This is a genomic window from Nitrospina watsonii, from assembly GCF_946900835.1.
Lineage (GTDB): Bacteria > Nitrospinota > Nitrospinia > Nitrospinales > Nitrospinaceae > Nitrospina > Nitrospina watsonii.
Genome location: NZ_OX336137.1, coordinates 962,424 through 983,314, shown reverse-complemented (window position 1 = coordinate 983,314; position 20,891 = coordinate 962,424). Strand labels below are relative to the sequence as shown.

Genomic DNA, 20,891 nt, shown 5'->3' with positions numbered 1-20,891 from the left:
CCATGAAAGAAACGAAAACGGTTCGACTTAAAATCAAACGCCAGGACACGCCGGAATCAAAACCGTACTGGCAGGAGTTCGACGTGCCCGACCGGGAAAACGCCAACGTCATCTCCTGCCTCATGGATATCCAGAAAAATCCCGTCACCTGCAAGGGCGAAACCGTGAACCCGGTGGTCTGGGACTGCAACTGCCTCGAAGAGGTGTGCGGCTCCTGCACCATGAACATCAACGGGCGCGTGTGTCAATCCTGCACGGCACTGGTGCATCAACTGGAGCAACCCATCGTGCTGGAGCCGATGAAAAAATTCCCGGTGGTGCGGGATCTTGCGGTGGACCGCACCCGCATGTTTGAAAGCCTGAAAAAAGTCCACGCGTGGATCACCATCGACGGCACCCACGACATCGGCGAAGGTCCGTTGATTTCCGAAAAACAACGCAACGCCGCCTACACACTGTCCGAGTGCATGACCTGCGGCTGCTGCCTGGAGGCCTGCCCGCAGTTTGCGTTGGACAACGATTTTCTGGGAGCCTCGACCTTCAGCCAGGTGCACCTGTTCAACATGCACCCCACCGGAGCCATGGAAAAAGAAGAGCGGCTGGACGCGGTGATGGGCAAAGGCGGCATCGCCGACTGCGGCAACGCCCAGGTGTGCGTGGAAGTCTGCCCGAAACACATCCCGCTGACCGAAAGCATCGCTGAAATCGGCCGCCAAACCACGTTTCAGATGATCAAGAACCTCATTTTCAAGTGATTCCGGAACCGCCGCCGGACCGATTTTTATTTCATTGAAGCCGGCATTCTGCTATCATTTTGAGCTTAAACCTTTACTGACAAACCCACTTCCGGGTTTTCTCTCCACATTTCGACTCTATAAGGACGGACGATGAAAGTATCCCTCGCGAGCGCGCTCGGTACCTGTTTCGGTGTCAAAGACGCCATCAATCTGGCGATGGAACCCCAGTTCAAATCCGACCTCACCATCGTGGGCCAGCTGGTTCACAACCGTCAGGTGAATGAATCGTTGAAGCGCAACGGGGTGGATCTGGTCAACGGCATCGATGATTTGAGCAAAATCAAAAGCAAGAAAGTCATGATCACCGCCCACGGCGCCGCCGAGAAAATGAAAGAGGCGCTGGTGGATGCCGGATTCATCGTTTACGATGCCAGTTGCCCGCTGGTCATGCGCGTGCACAAAACCATCAAGAGCATGGTCGAGCAGGATTACTTTCCCGTCGTCATCGGCCAGGAAGAGCATGTCGAAGTGAAGGGCATCGTCGGCGACCTGGACGACTACATCGTCATCAACAACGAAGAAGATCTCGAAAAACTGCGCTCCGCCCCCACCAAGCGGTTCGGCATTGTCAGCCAGACCACGCAACAGATGGAAAAGGTGGAAAATCTCGTGCGCAAAATCCGCGAGATGGACTGCGTGGAGGATGTCGCCTTCGTCAATACCATCTGCCAGCCCACGCGGGACCGGCAGATTGCGGTGCGCGACCTGGCCGACCAGGTGGACCTGATGATCGTCATCGGCGGTTACAATTCCTCGAACACCAAAAAGCTGGTGCAGGTGTGCGACGAGAGAAACGTCGAAGCACACCACATTGAAGCCGCCACTCAATTGGATCGCAGTTGGTTCAACAACAAGAGCCACGTGGGCATCACCGCCGGCACCAGCACTCCGGAATACGTGATCAACGAAGTCCATACCGCCATCTTGAAAATCGCGCAGGAAGTGAAAGAGTTGAAGCAGGCCTCACACCCGGCCAACTGATCCCGGAGGGAAACCCAGATGGGTCCCGTACTTTGGATACATGATGCAGGATTGGGAATATTGCAAACAGATGTTGCCGAAGGTCAGCCGCACCTTCGCCCTCAATATCGCCGTCCTCAAGGGTGACCTCCACCAAAGCATCCTGACCGCCTACCTGTTCTGCCGCATCGTCGATACCGTCGAAGATGCCGCCGAGCTCGACCCTAAAATCAAAATCCGGCTGCTGCAGGAATTCTCCCGCATCATCGAGGAGCCGGAGCACCGCACCGCCCACCTCGACCGCTGGGTGGCGGACTGCCGCGCCGTGGACGGCACCGGCAACGACCTCGACCTGCTGCTCAACACGCCGCGCGTCTTCAACGTGTTCGATTCGCTACCCGCCAACCACCGGGAACAGATCATCCCCTCGGTCTCGCGCATGGCGCGGGGTATGGCCTATTTCCAGCAGAAATTCTCGTTCAGCGCAATCACCCTGCTCGAAGACGAACACGAACTGGAGGAATACTGCTACTTCGTCGCCGGACTGGTGGGCGAAATGCTGTGCAACCTGTTTTTGCAGGAAATCACCGGGTTGTCGTCCAGCGCCAAAGAAACCATGCGGCGCACCGCCGTCTCCTTCGGCCTTGGTTTGCAGATGACGAACATTTCCAAGGATATCATCGTCGATCGCGGACGCGGCTGGTCTTACATCCCGCGCTCGTACATCCTCGACCGCGGCCTGACGGTGGACGAGTTCAATGCCGGCACCTCACTCAACCAAAACCTCGAGGTCATGGAACGGTTGCTGCACAAGACACTGGGGCACCTGGAAGACGCGCTGCGCTTCACTCTCGCCATCCCGCGCAGCGAGACGCGCATCCGCCTGTTCTGCATCTGGCCGCTGTGGATGGCCATGGAAACCGTTGCCGTGCTGCACAACAACAAAGCCTTGCTCGACTCGGACGACCCGGTCAAAATTTCGCGCGCCACCGTACGCCGCATTGTGCGCCGTACGCGCTGGCTGTGCTATTCGGACCTCATGCTGAAATGGTCCTTTGGTGAGATCAAGAACCGGGCCGGACTGGACAACCCGCCCCGCTTCAACCTCGATGCGCTACACGAACGGCTGGACAACATGGCCCTCGATTCGCACGACAACGAAACCGCACTTTCTTTCTAAAATCATGACCGACAAACCGCGATTCCTCGACAACGGCGACGGCACAATACTCGACACACACAATGATTTGATGTGGATGAAGGACGATTCCTGGCAGGCCATGCAGAAATGGCTGACCTGGGACGAAGCGCTTGAGTACTGCAAAAAAATGACGACCCACAAGTTTGCCGGCCACAAGGAATGGCGGCTTCCTGAAATCGAAGAATGCAAGTCCCTGTACGATCCGGAGCACACCAGCCAGGACAAGTACGAAAAGGAAATCCACCTGAATCCGGCGTTCCCGCCCGGCCCCCTGCCCTATATGTGGACCACTGAAGGCATCGGCCAGGATGGCTACCTGGTGGACCTCCGAAACGGTGAAACCCGGTTGTTGTACAAAAGCAAAAGCGGCCGCATGGCGGCGCGCCCGGTACGGGGCAAACCGTTCAGCGAACGCGCCAAAAATCCCTGAACCGGGCGGGGGGGGGCCTGAAAAACCCTTTTCCCCAGCCCGTCATCTAAACCCATGTCACTGGAAGATCATTAGAAAGTCTTTGAAAATATGAATAAAACCCAACTATACCGGCTGGCGGGAGGCATCTGGGGCCTGGTCGGACTGTTTTTGCTGGTGCGGGGCATCGATATGTACTTCCTGGCCATGAACAGCCAGGGGTCTTCCCGGCAGGCGGTGATCATTTCCCTCGTGGCGGCCCTGCTGATCGGCAGCGCCAAAGGCAAATTCGTGCTCACCAAAACCGCGCGCCGCAACAAAAACCGTATCGACCAACTGGACCCGCCGCTCAAGATGCATCAGGTTTACGCCAAACCGTTTTACCTGTTCATCGCGTTGATGATGGGCGTCGGCTACATGCTGCGGCACTGGAACGAACACCTGGGCGGCTATGTCGTGGTCGCCGCCATTTATTGCGGCATCGGCATTGCGTTGATCGTCTCCAGTCTGGTTTACTGGAAAAATCGGCCCGATAAAATCGCCGCGTAAACCCGTCGTTAAATTCTCATCCAACGGAACGAATCGAGTCCATGAAAAATTTTTTCCTGACGCTTCATATGATTTCCATGTGCCTCGTGGTGGGGACGTTGTTCCTGCAATCGCTGACGGTGGTGTTCCGGCTTCGCCTGAAAACCGCCGAAGAACGCGACGGCCTGCGCAAAACCCAGAAGCGCATTCACAAATTCATCTACTACCCCATTCTGGGTGTCACCATCCTGTCCGGCATCTACCTCGCCGTCAAAACCGGCGTGTTCGACGAATCCAAATGGATTTACCCCAAGCTGGGGCTGCTGCTGGTCCTGATCGGGCTGGGATTCCAGAACGGCGTGCAGATCAATAAAGACACCCTGCCGAAGAAATACGCTATGATGGTCCATATTGCGATTTTCCTCATTGGCGGCGGCATGATCTATTTCGCCACCGTCAAACCGTTCTGATGGGACGTTATGGATATTCTGTTCACCATCATTGCCAGCGCTCTGCTGCTCGTCGGGTTTCTCGTCATCTGCCGCACCAGCGACGATGACGAAGAAGACGAGGACGATGAAGACCTCGCCCACACCCCGGCCAGCCGCGACAAAACCGAAAACTCCTGAAGCGGACCCGCACCGCATGGGCACCCCGGACAAACGCCGCCGCTTCCTTCAACTCGCCGACCGCGCCGCCACGTGTATGGAATGCCCGCGGCTGGCTTCCGAGCAAGCCATTCTCAGCCTGAAAAACGGCAACCTCGATGCCCACATCGTGTTCGTCGCGGAAGCCCCCGGACGCTTCGGCGCCGCCCGCACAGGCATCCCTTTTTCCGGAGACCAGTCGGGCCGCAACTTTGAAACCCTGCTGGCGCACATCGGCCTCACCCGCGACGACGTGTTCATCACCAACGCCGTGCTGTGCAATCCCCTCGAAAACGGCAACAACCGCCGCCCCTCGACGCAGGAGATCGACACCTGCGCCTCGTATCTGAAAGCGACCCTGGACCTCATCCAGCCAGAAATCGTGGTCACCTTGGGAAGCGTGGGGCTGGAAGCGATCAACCGGCTGACCGGCAATCGCTTCAAGCTGGGCAACATCCTCGCCAAACCGCAGGAGTTGGATGCCTTCACCCTGCTGGCGCTGTACCACCCCAGCCCGCGCGTCGTCAACACGCGGCGCCCCCTCGCACAACAAAAACGGGACTTCAACAAAATCCTCCGGCTGCTGGCAGACAGCGCCTGACCCGTCTATTTTTGCCGAATCCGGCCTGTTTACCCACCTTGACCCTGCACCCTCCCGATTTTATTGAATAAGTAGAAGGGCAATGCGGCCTTTCCAACAAAGGAGGACGTATGTTCAATCGACCCCATCAACCCCGTGACCTGTTCACCGAAGGCTACAATTCCCTGCAGCGGTCGGTGTTGATTTTTGGCGCGGCTTTGATTACGCTTGCAGTCCTGATCTTTCTGTATCCGGCACTGCTCGGAATTTTATTTGCGACGTTGATTCTCATGGTGGGCGCCATGGCCTTGATCGGCGGGTACCGTCTGTACCGGTTCAAGAAGCACATTGAAAAGGTGGAGAAGGAAGAGGAACCCTTCGCCGCCACGATCAAGACGGAAGGCCCCCATTACCGGCACCGCAGTTTCACCATGATCGTGAGGTAACATGCGCACCATCACCCGCCCCGGACTGGACAAGCCGTGGAGCGTCATCACCTTCGGCTGCTGGCAGATCGCGCCCAGCGGCGGGTGGGGCGATTACGCCACGCCGCAAGATGCCGACGCGTCCGTCAAGGCTGCGCTGGACAGTGGTATCACCGCCTTTGACACCGCCGAAGGGTACGGCGACGGCGAATCCGAACGGCGCCTCGGCAAGGCCCTGGGCGGCAAAAAGAACGATGTCATCATCGTTTCCAAAATCTGGCCCGACGCGGAGTTGACCCGCTCCGCTTACGAAGAGCGACTCGACGGCACTCTGCGTGCCCTCGACCGCGATCACGTCGATGTGTACCTCGTCCATTGGCCGGGAACCTTTTTCAATTCGCCGGAAAAGTCACGCAAACTGTGCGAGATCATGCACGCGTTCAAACAAAGCGGCAAGGCCCGCATCGTGGGTCTGTCTAATTTTGACGCCACCGACCTGCAACTGCTGGGCGACCGCGCTTCCACGTTTGAGATCAACCAGATTCCCTACAACCTGCTGCAACGCGAGTACGAAGGCCGTCCCCTGGATCTCTGTAAGCAGCACAAGATCGGTTACATGGTGTATTCACCGACGGCGCGCGGCCTGCTTGCCGGACGCACCGACGACGCCGCCCGCAAAGCGCCGACCCGGCAGGAATATTATCTCTACCAGGAACCGTTGCTGTCGAATTCCAAACCGGTTCGCGACGAGGTGAACGCCATCGCCGATGAACTCAATGTACCGCCGGTCACAGTGGGGCTGGCCTGGGTGCTGGCGCAGGACAATGTGATGACCGCCGTGGTCGGTTCCAAAAAACCCGAACAGATCCGGGAATGTGCCGAGGCGGGGAACCTGCGGCTGTCGGTCGATCACCTCACGCGGCTGACTCATGTCAGCGACCGCTTCCACACGGACAACCAACTGGCCTGAAAGGGTCCCGCCAGGCAACCTCCGCCGCCGGCGGGAGAAAGCCGCAAACCATGAACGAAGAGTGGGACGACCTGCCAGAAAGCGAAGGCATCACACGCGGCCCGGAAGAGGCGCTCGAACGGGAAATCGCCCGCTCCAAGGCGCTCAAGGTGGAACGGCTGCAACTGCGCGACCGGGTGGACACCCTGCAGAAAAAAGTGGAGCGGCTGAGCGCGGAGAACGAACGCCTGCGGCAGGAAAAAACCGCACCCATGCCCAAGGCCGCCAGCGGAGGCGCGTCCGAGCCACACCCCTCCGCACCCCCCACCCCACCCATGCTGCCTCGCAGCTGGGCCTGGGCGCTGTTGCTCTTCAACCTGGCCGCTCTGGGCGCTTTGTTGGCCCTGCTTCCGCAACGCTGACCCCCCGCAGGAATCGTGCCTGAATGGCCATGAAACCGTTCGGGCGCATTTAATTCCGCCGCTTTTTGCCGATTTTTACCAAAATTGTTGAATCCCCGATCCCGATTTCCCATCTTACTCAATAAATTGTCTGTCCGTCCTCGATCGGCCCAGAATTTAATTCTGAAGAATCCGAATTCTATAAACCAACAATTTCAAGGCATCTAAAGGAGGCACATTTATGTGGGTAGCTGAATTCTTTCACGTCTTATTCGGGATTTTCTGGATAGGCCTTCTCTGGTTTTTCAATATCATTCAGGTCCCCAGCATGCCCAAAATGACGGAATCGGGAGCCGCCAAGCCTTACACCCAGATCATTCTTCCCAAAGCCCTGTGGTGGTTTCGCCACACGGCCTGGTTGACCGTAGTGACCGGAATCATTTATTACGTTGTGGGCCGGGGTCAGGTGGAAGGCATTCCCAGCATGACGATTCATATTGGCATGCTTTTGGGTGTCATCATGATGCTCAACGTATGGGTTTTTATCTGGCCCAATCAGAAAAAGATCATCGCCGGAGAACTGGAAGGCGACGCCCTGGCCAAAGCGAAGAAAACCGCTCTGATGGCCAGCCGCACCAACGCCATCCTGTCCATTCCCATGTTGATGGCCATGATCGTTGCCAACCACGGCAGCTGGACGTTCTAAGCACCACAAGGTTTTTGCAGGATGCGGCCGGATTCTTTTTGAATCCGGTCGTTTTTTTTTGCCCCATCCCTTTTTCTGCGCTCTCTCCCCCACCCCGAATTAGTCTGAAAACAGGTTCCCCCGCGCCTCCGAAGCCTTTATAATTAAAGGTATGCCAGATTCTCCCAATACACCGAACCCGCCACGCAAGAAGGGATCGGCCAAGCCCACTTCCGGCTCCAAGCCATCCGCCGGGGGCAAGCGCCCGTCTGCGTCCCAAGGGCCGTCCAAGCCCCCCCGACCTCGCCGGCAATCGGCCAAGACAAAAAGACGGTTGGGGCGGGTGAAAAAAATCCTGCTCGGGTTTGCGGCGATGGTCCTGTTGGGCATCGTGGTGTTGGCTGGAGTGGCCTACTTCGTCGATATCGAGTCGTTGAAAGCGCCGCTCATTCAGAAGTTGTCCGACGCCAGCGGCATGAAAGTGGAAATCGATGGACTCGCCTACGATTTTCATGATGGCTTCGGCTTGAAAGCCGACGGTGTCAACATCGAGTCCCTGGACGGCAAGGAAAAATTCGTGTCCGCCAAATCCCTGTTCGTCCACGTGTACCTGATGCCGCTGCTGGCCGGCAAAGTGGACGTGAAAACCATCGATTTGATCCAGCCGGTGGTGACGGTGTACCTGGATAAAAAAACTCCCGCCGAAGGGGAAGTGGAAGATAAAAAAACGGACGATGCGGAATCCCAAACCGTGGTCAATACCATCCGTGACACCTTCTTCAACTTTGAATTGGCCATCCGCAACATCGGCATCGAGCAGGGACGCGTTTACCTGATCAAGCGCCGCAACGGCAAAGCCGTCGATCAGCAGATGATGCGGGTGTCCGGAGTCACCCAAATCTCCCGGCCCAACCGGGAACAACTGAACCTGACGCTGGACGACATCAGCATCCGCCTGGGCAAGCTGCATTTGCAGGGAGACATCGTCGTGCGCGAAGTCCTCACGAAAACGGCGGTCCTGGAAGCCCGGCTGAAACTCGGATCTTTTTCCGCGAAAGATCTCAAAAATATTTATTTTTTCTTTCCGGAAGATCCGTCGGAAACCTTCGCCGCCTACGCGCCGCAGGGGAATATTGAATTGCTGCAATTGGAATTCAAAGCCCCGCTGGATTCTTTGGAAAACGGCGATGCCTTTCACGGCCAGTCCGACATCGCGGCTCATGTGATCGGCAACGCCATCTCGTTCCGGGCCGCCGGGCGCAGGTTCCCCATCGATCACATGGACAGCCAGGTGGCGTGGCGTAAAAGCAACCTGAATCACAACCTCAAGCTGCAAGTGGGGGCAGGGTCCGTGCACCAGCAGGGCGACGTGCGTTTCCCGGATAACGACGCGCCGCCGGTCCTGAACACAACCCTGCGCCTGAACAATCTGGAGTTGAACCGGCTGGGATTCCCGGAAGTTTCCAAGTGGGCACAGGGTCTGGTCTCCGGCACCCTTCAGCTCACCGGACCTGCATCGCTGAACGCGATGACGGCCAACGCCTCCCTTTCCGGAGACGAACTGCTGATCACGCCGCCGGACATGCAGATTCCCCTGGGACGCTGGCAGGCCGACGCCGCACTGAAAGAACGCAACCTTCACAGCACCCTGAAAGTCACCGCGTTCGGCGGTGAAGTGACGCAGAAGGGAGACCTCACCTTCCCTGCGTCCGACAAGGATGCGTGGATGCTCGACTCCACCGTTTCCCTGACCCGTGTCGATGTCACCCAGTTGCCCATCCCGAAAGCCGCAGGCATCCACCAGGGAACGCTTTCCGGAACGGTGGACGCGACCGGGCCGGCCGACGACCCTGACAAATTGACGTACCAGGCCTCGCTGGTGGGGGATGACTTCCGGCTGACGGTGAAAGACCTCGACAACATGGCCCTGCCCATTCAGCGGGTGGATGCCAACGCCACCTTGAAGGGCCGCACCCTGCGCAGCACGATCAAGGCCGCGGTCCTGAATGGGGAACTGACTCAGGACGGCGACATTATCCTGCCGGATTCCAGCAAAAAAAATTCGGTGACGGAACTCGACTCAAATTTCAAACTCAAAAGCCTGGACCTGTCTCAGGTGAAATGGCCCATGGACTGGGGACTCATCCGAACGGTGCTTTCCGGCAACGTGAAGGCAACCGGACCGCTCGCCATCAACCGCATCAAGTTGCGGGGAACCTTGCAGGGCGAGAAGATGGTGCTGACGCCAAAGGACCACCACTTCAGCATTCAGGATGCCATCGTCAAAGTGAATTCCAAACCGCCCAAGGTGCCGGTCACGTTGTCATTCAAATTGACCAAGGTGAATGCCAAGGGGTACCCCTTCAACCGCATCACCGGCGAGGTGGCTTTGCCCAAAGATAAAGTCGTGCTCAGCCGCTCGGCCTTCGTGCCACCCAATGGGACACTGGGCATCAAAGGGGTGTACAACACCGCCAAACAAAAATATGATTTTTCCTTCGGGGGCAAGGGCCTGTCTATTGAGGACTACGAGAAGAAACACCTCAAAGGCATCATGAAATTTGTCGGCACCCTCAAAGGCGATATCCCCAAAAAAGGCCCCGCCACGCAGGGACTCAACGGCGATCTCCAGCTGCTCGTCACCGAGGGCAGCCTCAAGGAACTGGGAGCGGTCAAGGCCATCCTCACCATCCTCAATCCCACCGCCCTGCAGAAATTGAGCGACAAAGGCCTGTTGTTCGACCGCATGGGCGGCACGTTCCAAATCAAAAAAGGCGTCGTCACCACGCCGCAAGTGGGGCTGGAAGGCAAGTATCTGAAGGTGTACCTGAAAGGCACGGCGAACCTCAATACCGAAAAACTCGACATGCACGGCAAGGCCCTGCCCATGGGCGACCTGGATAAAATCCTGCAGGGCGTGCCTCTGCTCGGCAAGCTGGTGGCGGGAAGCAAAACCGATGAAGGGCTGGTGGAAACCTACTTCGCACTGGAGGGATCGTTCTCCGATCCCAAGGTGGACATGGAAACCGCCAAATCGATCATCGCCAAACCCAAGCGCATTCTCGAAACATTGGGCGACTTGCTAACGGGCGGAGCCGTCACAGGGAAATAAAAAAAGCCTCCCGGACGGGAGGCGTTTCGTTGCGGGTGCGTTGACGGCGTTGGGATCAGACCGACTTGACGACGAGGTCGCGGTCCAACTGCTGCTTGATGAGTTTCTCGATGTGTTGCAGCGTGCCGGTCATCGACGACGGGCAATTCTCGCAGGCGCCCTGGTAGTGGATTTGGACCTCTTTGCCTTCCATCCCCTGCAACACCACACCACCGCCGTCCTGCGCCAACTGGCTGCGGATGGAGCGGTTCAGCACCATCTCGATGGCTTCCAGCTTCTTCTCGTGCGGCAGGCTGTTGAAATCCGAAACATCCACGTTCGCCGTTTTCGCCGCCTCTTCACTGGGATAGACCTCGACCAGCTCGTCGATGAGGTTCCAGATCTGGGTTTTGAGCGGATTCCACCCTGCCGTGTCCTGCTTGGTGACGGTGACGAAGTTTTTCATGATGTACACGTTCTTCACCGCATCGTTTTTGAACAGGGCGCGGCCCAGCTTGTCGTCGCCGCAGTCATCCAGCGAAGAATACGATTTGTTGCCCGTTTCCAGAATCTGGGCGTTGAGCACAAACTGGAGCGCGTTCGGATTCGGCGTTTCGCGGGTGCGGATCACCTTGAGCGCCCGCTTGTCCACAGGCGTGCGGGGCCGGTCGCCCAGAGTCTGGCCGCCGGTTTTCTTTTCCGTCTGACGCGCTATCACCTCGCTGAGCTTCATAAAGCTTCCCCTTTCAACCGGATGCGTGGATTCTGCTTCATCATACATCCCCCGCCGGGGGAAAATCAACCTCGCACCGCGCCGGAACCCAACAGAAATGCCAACCGTTTTGTTTTCAAGCTTCGCTGGCGGCGGGTTCGGGACTGATTTTGCGGCCTTTCAACGCCTGCAAGCCTTCATGGCCGACAAACAGTGCCAGCCCAATCAACACCAGCGCCGCCGTGCCCAGAAACAGGTGCGGTTCCGGTGCGGTGAAAAAACGATACGCCTGCCACGACAACGCGCCGATGGTGGTGATCACCATGAACACCGCAGGATAGAGTGCATAGGCTGTAGGCCGTTTGATGCCGATCAGGTAGGTGGCGATGACAAACAGCGCCACCGCCGCGATCAATTGATTGGTTGCGCCGAAAATCGGCCAGATCTTTTGCCAGCCGTCGCTCGCACCAATGATAAAGGCCACAGCCACCACGCTGACCGTGGTCACGTACTTGTTGAGAAACAGCGGCACGCGCTGCCCCAGCGATTCCTGCACGATGAAGCGGGTGATGCGCACCGCCGTGTCCAGCGTCGTCATGACAAAGGTGTTGAGCGCCAGCACGGCGATCATCGAAGCCAGGGTGAAGCCCAGCACCGGCAGCATCTGGTGGACGACGTTGCCGTAGCCGTGGCCGAAGGCGTGGATCCAGCCGCCCGCTTTCAACGTTTCGCGGAATCCGAGTTCCGCCATGTCGATGCCGCCGCCCACCGGCGCCACCCAGTACAGACCGCCACCGACCAGAAGCACGGTGACCACGGCGACCACGCCTTCCGTCAGCATGCCGCCGTAACTGATGACACGGCCCTGCGTTTCGTTTTCGAGTTGCTTGGAGACGGTGCCTCCGGCGACGAGGGAGTGGAAGCCCGACACCGCGCCGCACGCCACCAGCACAAACAGCATCGGCCACACCGGCCCCTGCTCTTCGGAATAACCGCCCATGTAAGCGGGCGTGTTCAATCCCGGCGCCACCCACAACAACGCCGCAATGCCCAGCGCCATGCTGCCGAACAAAACATACGTGGACAGGTAGTCCCGCGGCTGCAACAACACGTGCACCGGCAACACCGACGCCACCCCGGCGTACAGCATGAGCACGATGAACCAGAACAACAAGGGCGACATGCCCAGCACGTCGCCTTCCAGCGGCAGCGGCAGTTTGAATCCGGCATAAATGCTGGCCAGCAGCGCCAGCACGGCGATGATGGACGCCGTCGTCAGGTTGCCGCCTTTTTTATAGATGAACCAACCCAGGAGCACGCTGATGGGGATGATGGCGAAAGTGGGGATGACCATCTCCGGCTGCGCGATCAACGTCTTCGCCGCCACCACGCCGAACACGGCGATCACCAGCAGCATGGCCAGCACGAGAAATAGAGAGAACACGGATTTGGCGCGCAAGCCCATGGTGGACTCGGCGATGTCGGCGACCGAGCGGCCACGGCTGCGCACGGACATCATGAGCGTTAAATAATCGTGCACCGCACCGATGAACACATTGCCGATCAGCACCCACATCAGCGTCAACGCCCAGCCGAAATGGTGCATGGCGATGATGGGACCGATCACCGGCCCGGCCCCGGCGATGGAGGCGAAATTGTGACCGAACAGCACCAGCGGCTTGCTGGCCACATAATCGACGCCGTCGTGATCGGCCACCGCCGGTGTGTGCGATCCGGCGTCCGGGCGCACCACCTCGCGGTCCAGCTTGCCGGCATAGTACCGGTAGCCGGCGAAGTAGAAAAACAGACAGGATCCAATGAGAATGGTCCAGGTCAGCATAACGTTTTAACAGGCCTCGCCCGAAGGATTATCCAAATCATTCAAACAGCAAAACATAGATCCTTGACTTCGCTCAGAATGCACCTCTCATATTGCATTGTCATTCTGAGGAGCGTGAGCGACGAAGAATCTCTGTTTTTTTAAAAATGCTACATCTTACCTTGTCCAAGGGATCACCCGGCCCCCCCCCTTCTCCGAAGGGGGCTGGGGGCTTTTTCCTCAATCTGTGTTCTGAGCGTCCGCGAAGAACTTGAATAAGAAAATGAAGCTGCTCTTATTATAAATTACATAATGAGATGGATGCCAGAGACTTTGATTTTTTTGAGGGGGCCGTCGCCGGAAACGGACACGCTCACCCGGTCGCCGGTGCTGAGAAAGGTGGACACATGGAGGGTGATGCCGCCCGCCTCAAAATGGCTGTAACGGTTGCGGTTGAGGGGCGGGTTGTAGGTCACCCGCAACTCCGGCATCTGGCTCACGCAGCTGGAGTTGTCGAGGTCGGCCGCATCAACGGTCACATCGGCCTTGCCCAGCGCCTGGAGAAAGTCGGCAACCTCCGCGGCCACGTCCACTTTCATCGTCTCACCTCAATCTTGCCATTTAAAACAACGCGCCTTGCAGGATCGTGTGATCCCGGTGCGGCCCGGTGGAGACCATCAGCACGTCCACATCCAGCATCTTCTGTAGGGCGTCGATGTAACGCTTGGCGTTGTCGGGCAGGTCGCTGAAACAGCGCGCGCCGGAGGTGCTCTGTTTCCAGCCCGGAAACTCCGTGTACACCGGCTGGCACTCCTGCAAAATCCGCGGACAGGCGGGCATGCCGTCCTGCACCTTGCCTTTATAACGGTAGCCGGTACAGACTTTGAGCGTGTCGAACTGGTCCAGCACGTCGATTTTGGTCAGCGTGATGGCATCGACGCCGTTCAACTCGACCGCATACTTCGCCACCACCGCGTCGAACCAGCCGCAACGCCGGGGCCGCCCTGTGGTCGAGCCAAACTCGTCGCCGCTGTCGCGCAACTGGTCGCCGAAGCCGTCCAACAACTCGGTCGGGAACGGCCCCTCGCCGACGCGTGTGGTGTAGGCCTTGATGACGCCGATGACCCGCTCCACCTGGGTCGGCGGGATGCCGAGGCCGGTGCACGCGCCGCCGGAGGTGGCGTTGGACGAGGTGACGAACGGATAAGTGCCGTGGTCCACGTCCAGCATGGTGCCCTGCGCGCCTTCGCACAAAATGTTGCGGCCCTGGGCGATCTCGTCGCGCAAAATCCGTTGCGTGTCGCCGATGTATTTCAGCAGCACCTCACGGTACACCAGCGTTTCGTCGTAAAGGCGGTTGAACTCCGGCAGATCGTGATCGTACAGTTTCTTGAGGACTTTTTTCTTTTCCTCGTAATTGGCGCGCATGGTTTCCTTCAACGCGTCTTCTTCCAGGAAATCGCAGGTGCGCAGGCCCGCGCGCGCAATCTTGTCGGCGTAAGACGGACCGATACCGCGTCCGGTGGTGCCGATCTTGCGCGTGCCCGACGTGCTTTCCTTGTTCTGGTCGGACACCATGTGGTACGGCAGGATGATGTTGGCGCGGTTGCTGATCACCAGCTTGCCCGCAAAATCGATCCCCGCCTTCTCCAGCAGGGTGATCTCCTCGACCAGCGCTTTGGGATCGATGACCACGCCGTTGCCGATGATGCACAGCTTGCCCTCGTGGAAAATCCCGGAAGGAATAAGGTGCAGAATGAATTTTTGATCGCCGAAACAGATGGTGTGACCGGCGTTGTGACCGCCCTGGTAACGCGCCACCACATCCGCTTTTTCGGAAAGCAGGTCGATGATTTTTCCTTTTCCTTCATCGCCCCACTGCATTCCCACCACTACGGAAACAGGCATGACTATCCCTTCATTGTTGTGTTATCGGAAACGAGCACAGGCTGGCAAGGCCGGTCGTGCGGGGTTGAGACTGGGGGTCCTGACCGGGATGTTATTATCGGCTTCGGCCGGGGCAATGTCAACCGCTTTCGGGGCGGCGGGAACGGCGCGTCAGAGCTTGAAATCCCGCAGGTGCTGCTTGATTTCCCTGGCCGGAACCGGCGGACCTTCGTTGATGCCGGGACAGAAGCCCGCCACCAGGGTCCAGTAGTTTTTCGAATCGAGGTGCTCTTTCCAGAACGGGTACGCCCGGCACTGTTTCGGCTTGGCGGGGTGGATGGAACAGCCCTGCATGGTGAGGAACGTGCAGGCGGAACCCTCTTCCACTTCCATTTCCCAGTACCCCTCGAATCGGCGCAGGTTGTACTTTTTGCGGAACTCCGCCGGGTTCAGGCCGACGTAATGCGCCGCCTGGTGCACGTCGTCCTGATCGAAATACACCACGCCGGGTTTCATGCAGCATTTGAAACACCCTTCCTGGCATTCGAAGCGGACCGGTTCCTTTTCCCACCATTTCGCCATGATTGCGAGACCTTTGTATAAATTCGAAAACCACTGGTTTGACTCTATACCCGAACATAAGGAAGAGTCACGCCTCCTCATCCTGACTCTCTCCCTCCCCTGTACCAAGGGGAGGGCCGGGGTGGGGTTTTGGAGCGCAACCCGTATTCACGGGTTGCCACTACCACTACCTCCCCTTAATCCCCTCCTTGGAAAGGAGGGGAGACGAGGGGAACTTTCCTTTGTCTTTTGATGATTCTTGTAAAATCTTTTTATGATGACACAATCACCAGATCGTCGCGGTGCACGACTTCTTCATAAAATGCGGTGCCGACGAGGTTGCGGATCGCCGACGTCTTCATGCCCTTGATGCGTTCGAGGTCGGCGGAACTGTAATTGACGAGGCCGCGGGCGATCTCGCTTCCGTCCGACACGATGCGCACCGACGCGCCAAACTCGAATTTTCCCTCGACCGTCACCACCCCCGCCGGCAGCAGGCTTTTGCCGCGCTCGACGATGGCCCGGCACGCGCCGGCATCGACGGTCAACGTGCCCGCCGGTTTCAGCGTGTGCGCGATCCAGTGCTTGCGGTCGCGGATTTTGGTCTTCCCCGACCAGAACAGCGTGCCCACCGCCGCCCCGGCGAAGATCCTGTCCAGTATTTTACCATCCAGCCCGTTGACCACCAGCGTGGGAATGCCGAAGCTCATGGTCTTTTTCGCCGCCAGCACCTTGGTGTACATGCCGCCGACGGAGAGCGGGTTGCGGCTTTTGCCCGCCAGCTGTTCGATGTCCGGAGTGATGCGGTCCACGTGCGAGATCAACTGCGGCGCGTCCGCCGCGTTTTTCGGGACGCGCGCCGGATCGCCGTTGTACAGGCCGTCCACGTCCGACAGAATGATCAAAAGCTGCGCTCCCGCCATGCAGGCGACGTTTGCCGACAGCGTGTCGTTGTCGCCGATCTTGATTTCATCGACCGTCACCGAATCGTTTTCGTTGACGATGGGAATGACGCCGCGCTCCAGCAGGGCTTCCATGGTGTGCTTGATGTTGAGGAAGCGTTTGCGGTGCTCCAGGTCGTCGTGGCCGAGCAGGATCTGCGCCACCTTCAGGCCCTGCTTGTCGAAAAAATTCTCATAGGTGCGCATGAGGAAACTCTGGCCGATGGCGGCGCAGGCCTGTTTTTCCGGGATGTCGAGGGTGGAGCGCACCAGGTTGAGGCGCTGGCGTCCGGCCATGATGGCGCCGGAGGACACGACGATGACCTCGACGCCGAGATCGGTGATGTGCTTGATGCGCCGGGCATAACTGCGGATGCGTTTCTGGCTGAGACCCCGTTCCAGCGCAGTGCGGCCCGACTCGTGATCGCTGATCACGCCGCTGCCGATCTTGATCACCACGCGCTTGACCGCCGCCAGTATTTCCCGCCGCAGTTCTTTTTCCTTCGCCCCCGCCCGTGTCGCCATTCACCTGTTCCGTAAATAAAAAAATTTAGCAAAAATTATTGGAAGCCACCCCTCACCCCAGCCCGTCACTCAAGGAGTGCTCCCGTCAAGGGAGAGGGAGTACTTAAGGTTCCTTCTCCCCTGGTGGGAGAAGGTTAGGATGAGGGGGATTCATGACTCTTCTATTGTTTGGGTATCCATCAAACCCTTAATTTGGAACCCAATTAGGGTTATGCAAATATCTGGAAACCATGACAGTTAAAGGAAGGCATCATAAAACATCCACGGGACCCGTACAAGTGGGCAATGCGGGGCTCACTCCTTCGCGCCCAAGGATTTGAGCAGGAGGCGCATTTGCGGGTCGGCAGCCAGTTGCATCGGCGTCGTGTTGGGCTGGCGGGTGAAGGGATCCTGTCCCCTGGCGTGGATGCCGGCCCCATGATCGACCAGCAGGGTGACGACGCCCTGCTGTCCGCTCAACGACGCGTAATGCAGCGGCGTCAGCTCCAGCGCGTCGCGCACGTTGACGTTCGCCCCCTTCTCGATGAACAGCTTCACCAGGTCCTCGGTGCCGAACTGTGCCACGAAGTGCAGCGGCGTTTTCTGCCACGACGACTCTTTCAAATCCAGATCGGCTCCGTTCTCGATGAGCAACCGCGCCATCGCCGGTTCGCCCAGCTGCGTGGCCAGGTGCAGCGGCGTGAAGCCTTCGCGGTCGCGGGCATTGGGATTGGCCTTGTGATCGACCAGGTACCGCACCGCCTCGATGTGACCCCGCGCCACGGCCCAGTGCAAGGGCGTGCGGTGGAACGCATCCTTGATGTTGATGTCTTCGCCCTGCTCGATCAGCTTGTCCATCATGCCGACGGCGCCGATCTTCGCGGCTTCATGCAGGTGACTGGTGGCTTCGTTGCCGCAGGCGGCGAGTCCCCCCCACATCAAAACCACCGCAATCAACAGGCTGAAAAATTGTTTCATGGCGTTCATTCATTCATTGGAAAGTTTGGGTTGCGGTTGCTTCAACACCTCGTCCACAAAACGCTGAATGCGACCGAAGTACGCCTGCCCGCCAACGCGGTAGGTGTCGTTGTGGCCCGCGCCGGGCAGGTCGTAAAACGCTTTCGGTTGCGCCGCGGCGGCGTACAGCTTGCGTCCGAGCCGATAGGGTACCACTTCGTCATCGCTGCCATGAATAAACAGTTTGGGGAGGGCGATGTGCGGCACCTTGTCGATGGCGTTCAGTTTCGAGCGGATGGCCCAGCCGATGGGCAGGAGGGGAAACATCTCGCCCGCCATGTCCCGCGCATTGGTGAACGCCGCTTCCAGAATCAATCCCGCCGCCGGGTTGTGCCGGGCGACGTCGGTGGCGAACGCCGCGCCCAGCGAGCGGCCGAACAGGATCACCGTCTCCGGCGGCACCCGGCGCGTTGTCACCAGCGTGTCGTAGGCCGCCTGCGCGTCCTGCAGAATGCCGGCCTCATCGGGACTGCCCTCGCTTTTGCCGTAGCCGCGGTAATCGAAGATGAACACGTTGAGGCCGAGCGGGGTGAGGCGCTGGATGTTGTCCACGCGGTGCGTCAGGTTGCCGGCGTTGCCGTGAAAGAACAATAAGGTCGCGCGCGCCCCGGTTGCGGGAAAATACCAGCCATGCAGTTGGGTTCCGTCTGCGGCGTGGAACCACACGTCCTCCACTTCAAGTCCGTCCACCGCTTCCCACTCTCCCGCCGGGTATTTGTATGGGTGGTAGATGATCTTGTTCTCACAACCGATCAACACCACCGCGTATAAAATCAGGATGGCCAGAAGAGCCGCCGCCGTCTCGAAAATACGTTTCCCTTTCATCTACACATCAACCGGATTTTCTGACTTTGACCGTGAGGCCGTCGAGCCCTTCCACCACCACCGCGTCGCCCTTGTCGATGCTGCCATCGCACACCGCCTGCCAGATTTCGCCGTGCACCCGCACCTTGCCCTGCGGATTGAGCTTCGAATACGCCGTACCGTGCTCGCCAACAAGCCCCTCGTGCCCGCTCACCGCTTTGAGCCCGGCCGAGCGCGTGGCCAGCCACAGCGCCCCCACCGTCACCGCGATCGATACCGCCAGCGTCGGGATCAACACCGTGTTCGAAATCTGCATCGCCGGGTCGTCGCTGTCGATCAGCATGATCGATCCCAAAAGCAGCGACACCGTGCCGCCTGCCGACAGCAACCCGAACGTCGGCACGTTGAGCTCGACCACAAACAAAATGCCCGCGAGCAGGATCAATAACAGTCCGGCGTAATTGATGGGCAGGGTCTGCATGGCGTAGAGGGCGAGGATCATGCTGATGCCGCCCAGGATGCCGGGCAGAATGAGCCCCGGGTTCGACAACTCAAAGTACAATCCCACCATGCCAATCATCATTAAAATGTAGGCGACGTTGGGGTTGGAGATGACATCGAGAATTTCTTCACGCGGTGTCATCTTGAGGTGAACCACTTCCTTGTTCTTCGTGTCCAAAGTCACCGTGCGTCCGTCGTCGAGCTTCACCTCGCGACCGTCTATGGCCAGCAGCAGGGCATCGAGGCTGCCCGCCACCAGGTCGATGACGCCCAGCTTCTTCGCTTCCTCAGCGGAGATCGACTGGCTCTGGCGCACGGCTTTTTCCGCCCAGTAGGCATTGCGTCCGCGCTTCTCGGCCAGCGAGCGGATGTACGCCGAGGCGTCGTTGACGACTTTCTCTTCCATCGGCGAGGGCTTGCCTTCTTTGTCCTGGGGCTGGCCGCCCATCATGTTGACGGGGTGGGCCGCGCCGATGTTGGTGCCCGGCGTCATGGCGGCGATGTGGGAGGCGATGGTGATGAACGTTCCGGCGGAGGCGGCGCGCGATCCACTCGGCGCGACGTAGGTCGCCACCGGCACGTTCGACGCCTGGATGGCTTTGATGATCTGCCGCATGGAGGTGTCGAGACCGCCCGGCGTGTCCATCTGCAACACCACCAGCGCGTCGCCGGCGTCGTTCGCCGCCTGAATGTGTTTGCTGGTGTAGGCGGCCGAGACGGGATTGATGGCGCCGGAGATTTCCACCACCAGCACCCGGCCTGAGGACGACGCCTGCGGGGGAGGCTGCGCCGTGTCCGACCCTTTGAGCTCGGCCAAAGCTCCGCCCGCCGCCAGCAGGAGACCGCATCCGAACACCGCCATCCATGGTTTCCAGTACATCGCGCGCTCGGAGTAAAGGATTGATAATAAATATTTTTTCAGACCGTCCAGTTAAAGTCAAACCAAAACCCCGCGCCCATACAGGCCGAGCCGGAGTGCCAGGAATTTTGGTTCACCCCTCCCCGCCTTTGGTGTTACACTGAACCAATTGAGAAAACAGGTATTATTCGTGAATTACAAAACCATTTTCATCGTCGATCCGGTCAAGTTCGAGCGCCTCCAGCTGGCCAAGTTTCTCAAGCAGGAGAGCTTCACGGTCATGGGATTCGTCAGCCTGGCCAATGCGTTCGGCAAGCGCAACCCGATCCAGTGCGATCTGCTCATTTACATCCTGCGCAAGGGACAGACCGACATGAAGGCGCTGGAGAGGGTGAAGAAAAAAGACCGCAGCCTCCATTTCATCCTCATGGTTCAGCACATGGACCAGAAGGTGGAGTTGGACCCGTACCGGGAAATGGGGTTCGAGAATATTTTCACCGCGACCAATAACGAGAAGGTCCGCGAAATCGCGTATGGCTATCTCGCCCCGGACGGATTGCAGTCGCGTCCGGAAACGCCGCATCCCGTGCCCCTTCCCTGATCCTCAACCGAG

General features: G+C 58.6%; 23 protein-coding genes. 14 read left to right on the top strand and 9 right to left on the bottom strand.

Going from position 1 to position 20,891, the window contains the following annotated elements:
* Positions 1 to 2 precede the first annotated feature (2 nt).
* The 13 genes from sdhB (at position 3) to QML71_RS04390 (ending at position 10,694) form a co-directional block, all read left to right on the top strand.
* Complete coding sequence (gene sdhB / locus QML71_RS04450) at positions 3 to 755, top strand: succinate dehydrogenase iron-sulfur subunit (protein ID WP_282010703.1); 753 nt, start codon at positions 3 to 5, stop codon at positions 753 to 755.
* Positions 756 to 887: 132 nt separating this feature from the next.
* Positions 888 to 1,778, top strand: coding sequence for a 4-hydroxy-3-methylbut-2-enyl diphosphate reductase (gene ispH, locus QML71_RS04445; RefSeq protein WP_282010702.1), 891 nt, complete (start codon positions 888 to 890; stop codon positions 1,776 to 1,778).
* Between the two features lie 40 nt (positions 1,779 to 1,818).
* Positions 1,819 to 2,937, top strand: a complete 1,119-nt coding sequence (locus QML71_RS04440; RefSeq protein ID WP_282010701.1) for a squalene/phytoene synthase family protein — start codon at positions 1,819 to 1,821, stop codon at positions 2,935 to 2,937.
* A gap of 4 nt (positions 2,938 to 2,941) precedes the next feature.
* Positions 2,942 to 3,388 carry an Lcl C-terminal domain-containing protein gene (locus QML71_RS04435; RefSeq protein ID WP_282010700.1) on the top strand — a complete coding sequence of 149 codons (447 nt, stop codon included), beginning with the start codon at positions 2,942 to 2,944 and terminating at the stop codon, positions 3,386 to 3,388.
* A 90-nt stretch (positions 3,389 to 3,478) separates the two neighbouring features.
* On the top strand, positions 3,479 to 3,916 hold the full coding sequence (locus QML71_RS04430) for a hypothetical protein (protein ID WP_282010699.1): 438 nt from the start codon (positions 3,479 to 3,481) through the stop codon (positions 3,914 to 3,916).
* 41 nt (positions 3,917 to 3,957) lie between these two features.
* Positions 3,958 to 4,365 (top strand): CopD family protein, encoded by a 408-nt coding sequence (locus QML71_RS04425; protein WP_282010698.1) that lies wholly within the window; start codon positions 3,958 to 3,960, stop codon positions 4,363 to 4,365.
* Positions 4,366 to 4,374: 9 nt separating this feature from the next.
* Positions 4,375 to 4,524: a hypothetical protein gene (locus QML71_RS04420; RefSeq protein ID WP_282010697.1), complete on the top strand. Its 150-nt coding sequence runs from the start codon at positions 4,375 to 4,377 to the stop codon at positions 4,522 to 4,524.
* 16 nt (positions 4,525 to 4,540) lie between these two features.
* On the top strand, positions 4,541 to 5,143 hold the full coding sequence (locus tag QML71_RS04415) for a uracil-DNA glycosylase (RefSeq protein WP_282010696.1): 603 nt from the start codon (positions 4,541 to 4,543) through the stop codon (positions 5,141 to 5,143).
* Positions 5,144 to 5,253: 110 nt separating this feature from the next.
* The gene (locus tag QML71_RS04410; RefSeq protein WP_282010695.1) at positions 5,254 to 5,568 is read left to right on the top strand and encodes a hypothetical protein; all 315 of its coding nucleotides are present in this window, start codon (positions 5,254 to 5,256) and stop codon (positions 5,566 to 5,568) included.
* Position 5,569: 1 nt separating this feature from the next.
* Positions 5,570 to 6,517 (top strand): aldo/keto reductase, encoded by a 948-nt coding sequence (locus QML71_RS04405; protein WP_282010694.1) that lies wholly within the window; start codon positions 5,570 to 5,572, stop codon positions 6,515 to 6,517.
* A gap of 50 nt (positions 6,518 to 6,567) precedes the next feature.
* Positions 6,568 to 6,918 (top strand): hypothetical protein, encoded by a 351-nt coding sequence (locus tag QML71_RS04400; protein WP_282010693.1) that lies wholly within the window; start codon positions 6,568 to 6,570, stop codon positions 6,916 to 6,918.
* A gap of 307 nt (positions 6,919 to 7,225) precedes the next feature.
* Complete coding sequence (locus QML71_RS04395) at positions 7,226 to 7,603, top strand: urate hydroxylase PuuD (protein ID WP_282010692.1); 378 nt, start codon at positions 7,226 to 7,228, stop codon at positions 7,601 to 7,603.
* A gap of 322 nt (positions 7,604 to 7,925) precedes the next feature.
* On the top strand, positions 7,926 to 10,694 hold the full coding sequence (locus tag QML71_RS04390; RefSeq protein ID WP_282010691.1) for an AsmA family protein: 2,769 nt from the start codon (positions 7,926 to 7,928) through the stop codon (positions 10,692 to 10,694).
* 55 nt (positions 10,695 to 10,749) lie between these two features.
* Here QML71_RS04390 and QML71_RS04385 read toward each other — a convergent pair whose 3' ends face one another.
* The 9 genes from QML71_RS04385 to QML71_RS04345 form a co-directional block, all read right to left on the bottom strand.
* Complete coding sequence (locus QML71_RS04385; protein WP_282010690.1) at positions 10,750 to 11,406, bottom strand: NifU family protein; 657 nt, start codon at positions 11,404 to 11,406, stop codon at positions 10,750 to 10,752.
* 115 nt (positions 11,407 to 11,521) lie between these two features.
* Positions 11,522 to 13,225: a carbon starvation CstA family protein gene (locus QML71_RS04380; protein ID WP_282010689.1), complete on the bottom strand. Its 1,704-nt coding sequence runs from the start codon at positions 13,223 to 13,225 to the stop codon at positions 11,522 to 11,524.
* A gap of 284 nt (positions 13,226 to 13,509) precedes the next feature.
* Positions 13,510 to 13,803 carry a CC/Se motif containing family gene (locus QML71_RS04375; RefSeq protein WP_282010688.1) on the bottom strand — a complete coding sequence of 98 codons (294 nt, stop codon included), beginning with the start codon at positions 13,801 to 13,803 and terminating at the stop codon, positions 13,510 to 13,512.
* Positions 13,804 to 13,825: 22 nt separating this feature from the next.
* Positions 13,826 to 15,112 carry an adenylosuccinate synthase gene (locus tag QML71_RS04370; protein WP_282010687.1) on the bottom strand — a complete coding sequence of 429 codons (1,287 nt, stop codon included), beginning with the start codon at positions 15,110 to 15,112 and terminating at the stop codon, positions 13,826 to 13,828.
* A gap of 150 nt (positions 15,113 to 15,262) precedes the next feature.
* The gene (locus QML71_RS04365; protein ID WP_282010686.1) at positions 15,263 to 15,673 is read right to left on the bottom strand and encodes a YkgJ family cysteine cluster protein; all 411 of its coding nucleotides are present in this window, start codon (positions 15,671 to 15,673) and stop codon (positions 15,263 to 15,265) included.
* Between the two features lie 251 nt (positions 15,674 to 15,924).
* Positions 15,925 to 17,085 carry a glutamate 5-kinase gene (gene proB, locus QML71_RS04360; RefSeq protein ID WP_345742337.1) on the bottom strand — a complete coding sequence of 387 codons (1,161 nt, stop codon included), beginning with the start codon at positions 17,083 to 17,085 and terminating at the stop codon, positions 15,925 to 15,927.
* A 327-nt stretch (positions 17,086 to 17,412) separates the two neighbouring features.
* Positions 17,413 to 18,075, bottom strand: a complete 663-nt coding sequence (locus QML71_RS04355) for an ankyrin repeat domain-containing protein (RefSeq protein WP_282010684.1) — start codon at positions 18,073 to 18,075, stop codon at positions 17,413 to 17,415.
* Positions 18,076 to 18,084: 9 nt separating this feature from the next.
* Positions 18,085 to 18,939, bottom strand: coding sequence for an alpha/beta hydrolase (locus QML71_RS04350; RefSeq protein WP_282010683.1), 855 nt, complete (start codon positions 18,937 to 18,939; stop codon positions 18,085 to 18,087).
* Between the two features lie 7 nt (positions 18,940 to 18,946).
* Positions 18,947 to 20,299, bottom strand: a complete 1,353-nt coding sequence (locus QML71_RS04345) for an NfeD family protein (RefSeq protein WP_282010682.1) — start codon at positions 20,297 to 20,299, stop codon at positions 18,947 to 18,949.
* A gap of 169 nt (positions 20,300 to 20,468) precedes the next feature.
* Between QML71_RS04345 and QML71_RS04340 the strand changes: the two genes are divergently transcribed.
* Positions 20,469 to 20,879: a hypothetical protein gene (locus QML71_RS04340; protein ID WP_282010681.1), complete on the top strand. Its 411-nt coding sequence runs from the start codon at positions 20,469 to 20,471 to the stop codon at positions 20,877 to 20,879.
* The last annotated feature ends 12 nt before the right edge of the window (positions 20,880 to 20,891 follow it).

Coding starts and splice junctions, on each gene's coding strand:
- sdhB (WP_282010703.1), top strand. CDS start 3: ATGAAAGAAACGAAAACGGTTCGACTTAAAATCAAACGCCAGGACACG.
- ispH (WP_282010702.1), top strand. CDS start 888: ATGAAAGTATCCCTCGCGAGCGCGCTCGGTACCTGTTTCGGTGTCAAA.
- QML71_RS04440 (WP_282010701.1), top strand. CDS start 1,819: ATGATGCAGGATTGGGAATATTGCAAACAGATGTTGCCGAAGGTCAGC.
- QML71_RS04435 (WP_282010700.1), top strand. CDS start 2,942: ATGACCGACAAACCGCGATTCCTCGACAACGGCGACGGCACAATACTC.
- QML71_RS04430 (WP_282010699.1), top strand. CDS start 3,479: ATGAATAAAACCCAACTATACCGGCTGGCGGGAGGCATCTGGGGCCTG.
- QML71_RS04425 (WP_282010698.1), top strand. CDS start 3,958: ATGAAAAATTTTTTCCTGACGCTTCATATGATTTCCATGTGCCTCGTG.
- QML71_RS04420 (WP_282010697.1), top strand. CDS start 4,375: ATGGATATTCTGTTCACCATCATTGCCAGCGCTCTGCTGCTCGTCGGG.
- QML71_RS04415 (WP_282010696.1), top strand. CDS start 4,541: ATGGGCACCCCGGACAAACGCCGCCGCTTCCTTCAACTCGCCGACCGC.
- QML71_RS04410 (WP_282010695.1), top strand. CDS start 5,254: ATGTTCAATCGACCCCATCAACCCCGTGACCTGTTCACCGAAGGCTAC.
- QML71_RS04405 (WP_282010694.1), top strand. CDS start 5,570: ATGCGCACCATCACCCGCCCCGGACTGGACAAGCCGTGGAGCGTCATC.
- QML71_RS04400 (WP_282010693.1), top strand. CDS start 6,568: ATGAACGAAGAGTGGGACGACCTGCCAGAAAGCGAAGGCATCACACGC.
- QML71_RS04395 (WP_282010692.1), top strand. CDS start 7,226: ATGCCCAAAATGACGGAATCGGGAGCCGCCAAGCCTTACACCCAGATC.
- QML71_RS04385 (WP_282010690.1), bottom strand. CDS start 11,406: ATGAAGCTCAGCGAGGTGATAGCGCGTCAGACGGAAAAGAAAACCGGC.
- QML71_RS04380 (WP_282010689.1), bottom strand. CDS start 13,225: ATGCTGACCTGGACCATTCTCATTGGATCCTGTCTGTTTTTCTACTTC.
- QML71_RS04375 (WP_282010688.1), bottom strand. CDS start 13,803: ATGAAAGTGGACGTGGCCGCGGAGGTTGCCGACTTTCTCCAGGCGCTG.
- QML71_RS04370 (WP_282010687.1), bottom strand. CDS start 15,112: ATGCCTGTTTCCGTAGTGGTGGGAATGCAGTGGGGCGATGAAGGAAAA.
- QML71_RS04365 (WP_282010686.1), bottom strand. CDS start 15,673: ATGGCGAAATGGTGGGAAAAGGAACCGGTCCGCTTCGAATGCCAGGAA.
- QML71_RS04355 (WP_282010684.1), bottom strand. CDS start 18,075: ATGAAACAATTTTTCAGCCTGTTGATTGCGGTGGTTTTGATGTGGGGG.
- QML71_RS04350 (WP_282010683.1), bottom strand. CDS start 18,939: ATGAAAGGGAAACGTATTTTCGAGACGGCGGCGGCTCTTCTGGCCATC.
- QML71_RS04345 (WP_282010682.1), bottom strand. CDS start 20,299: ATGTACTGGAAACCATGGATGGCGGTGTTCGGATGCGGTCTCCTGCTG.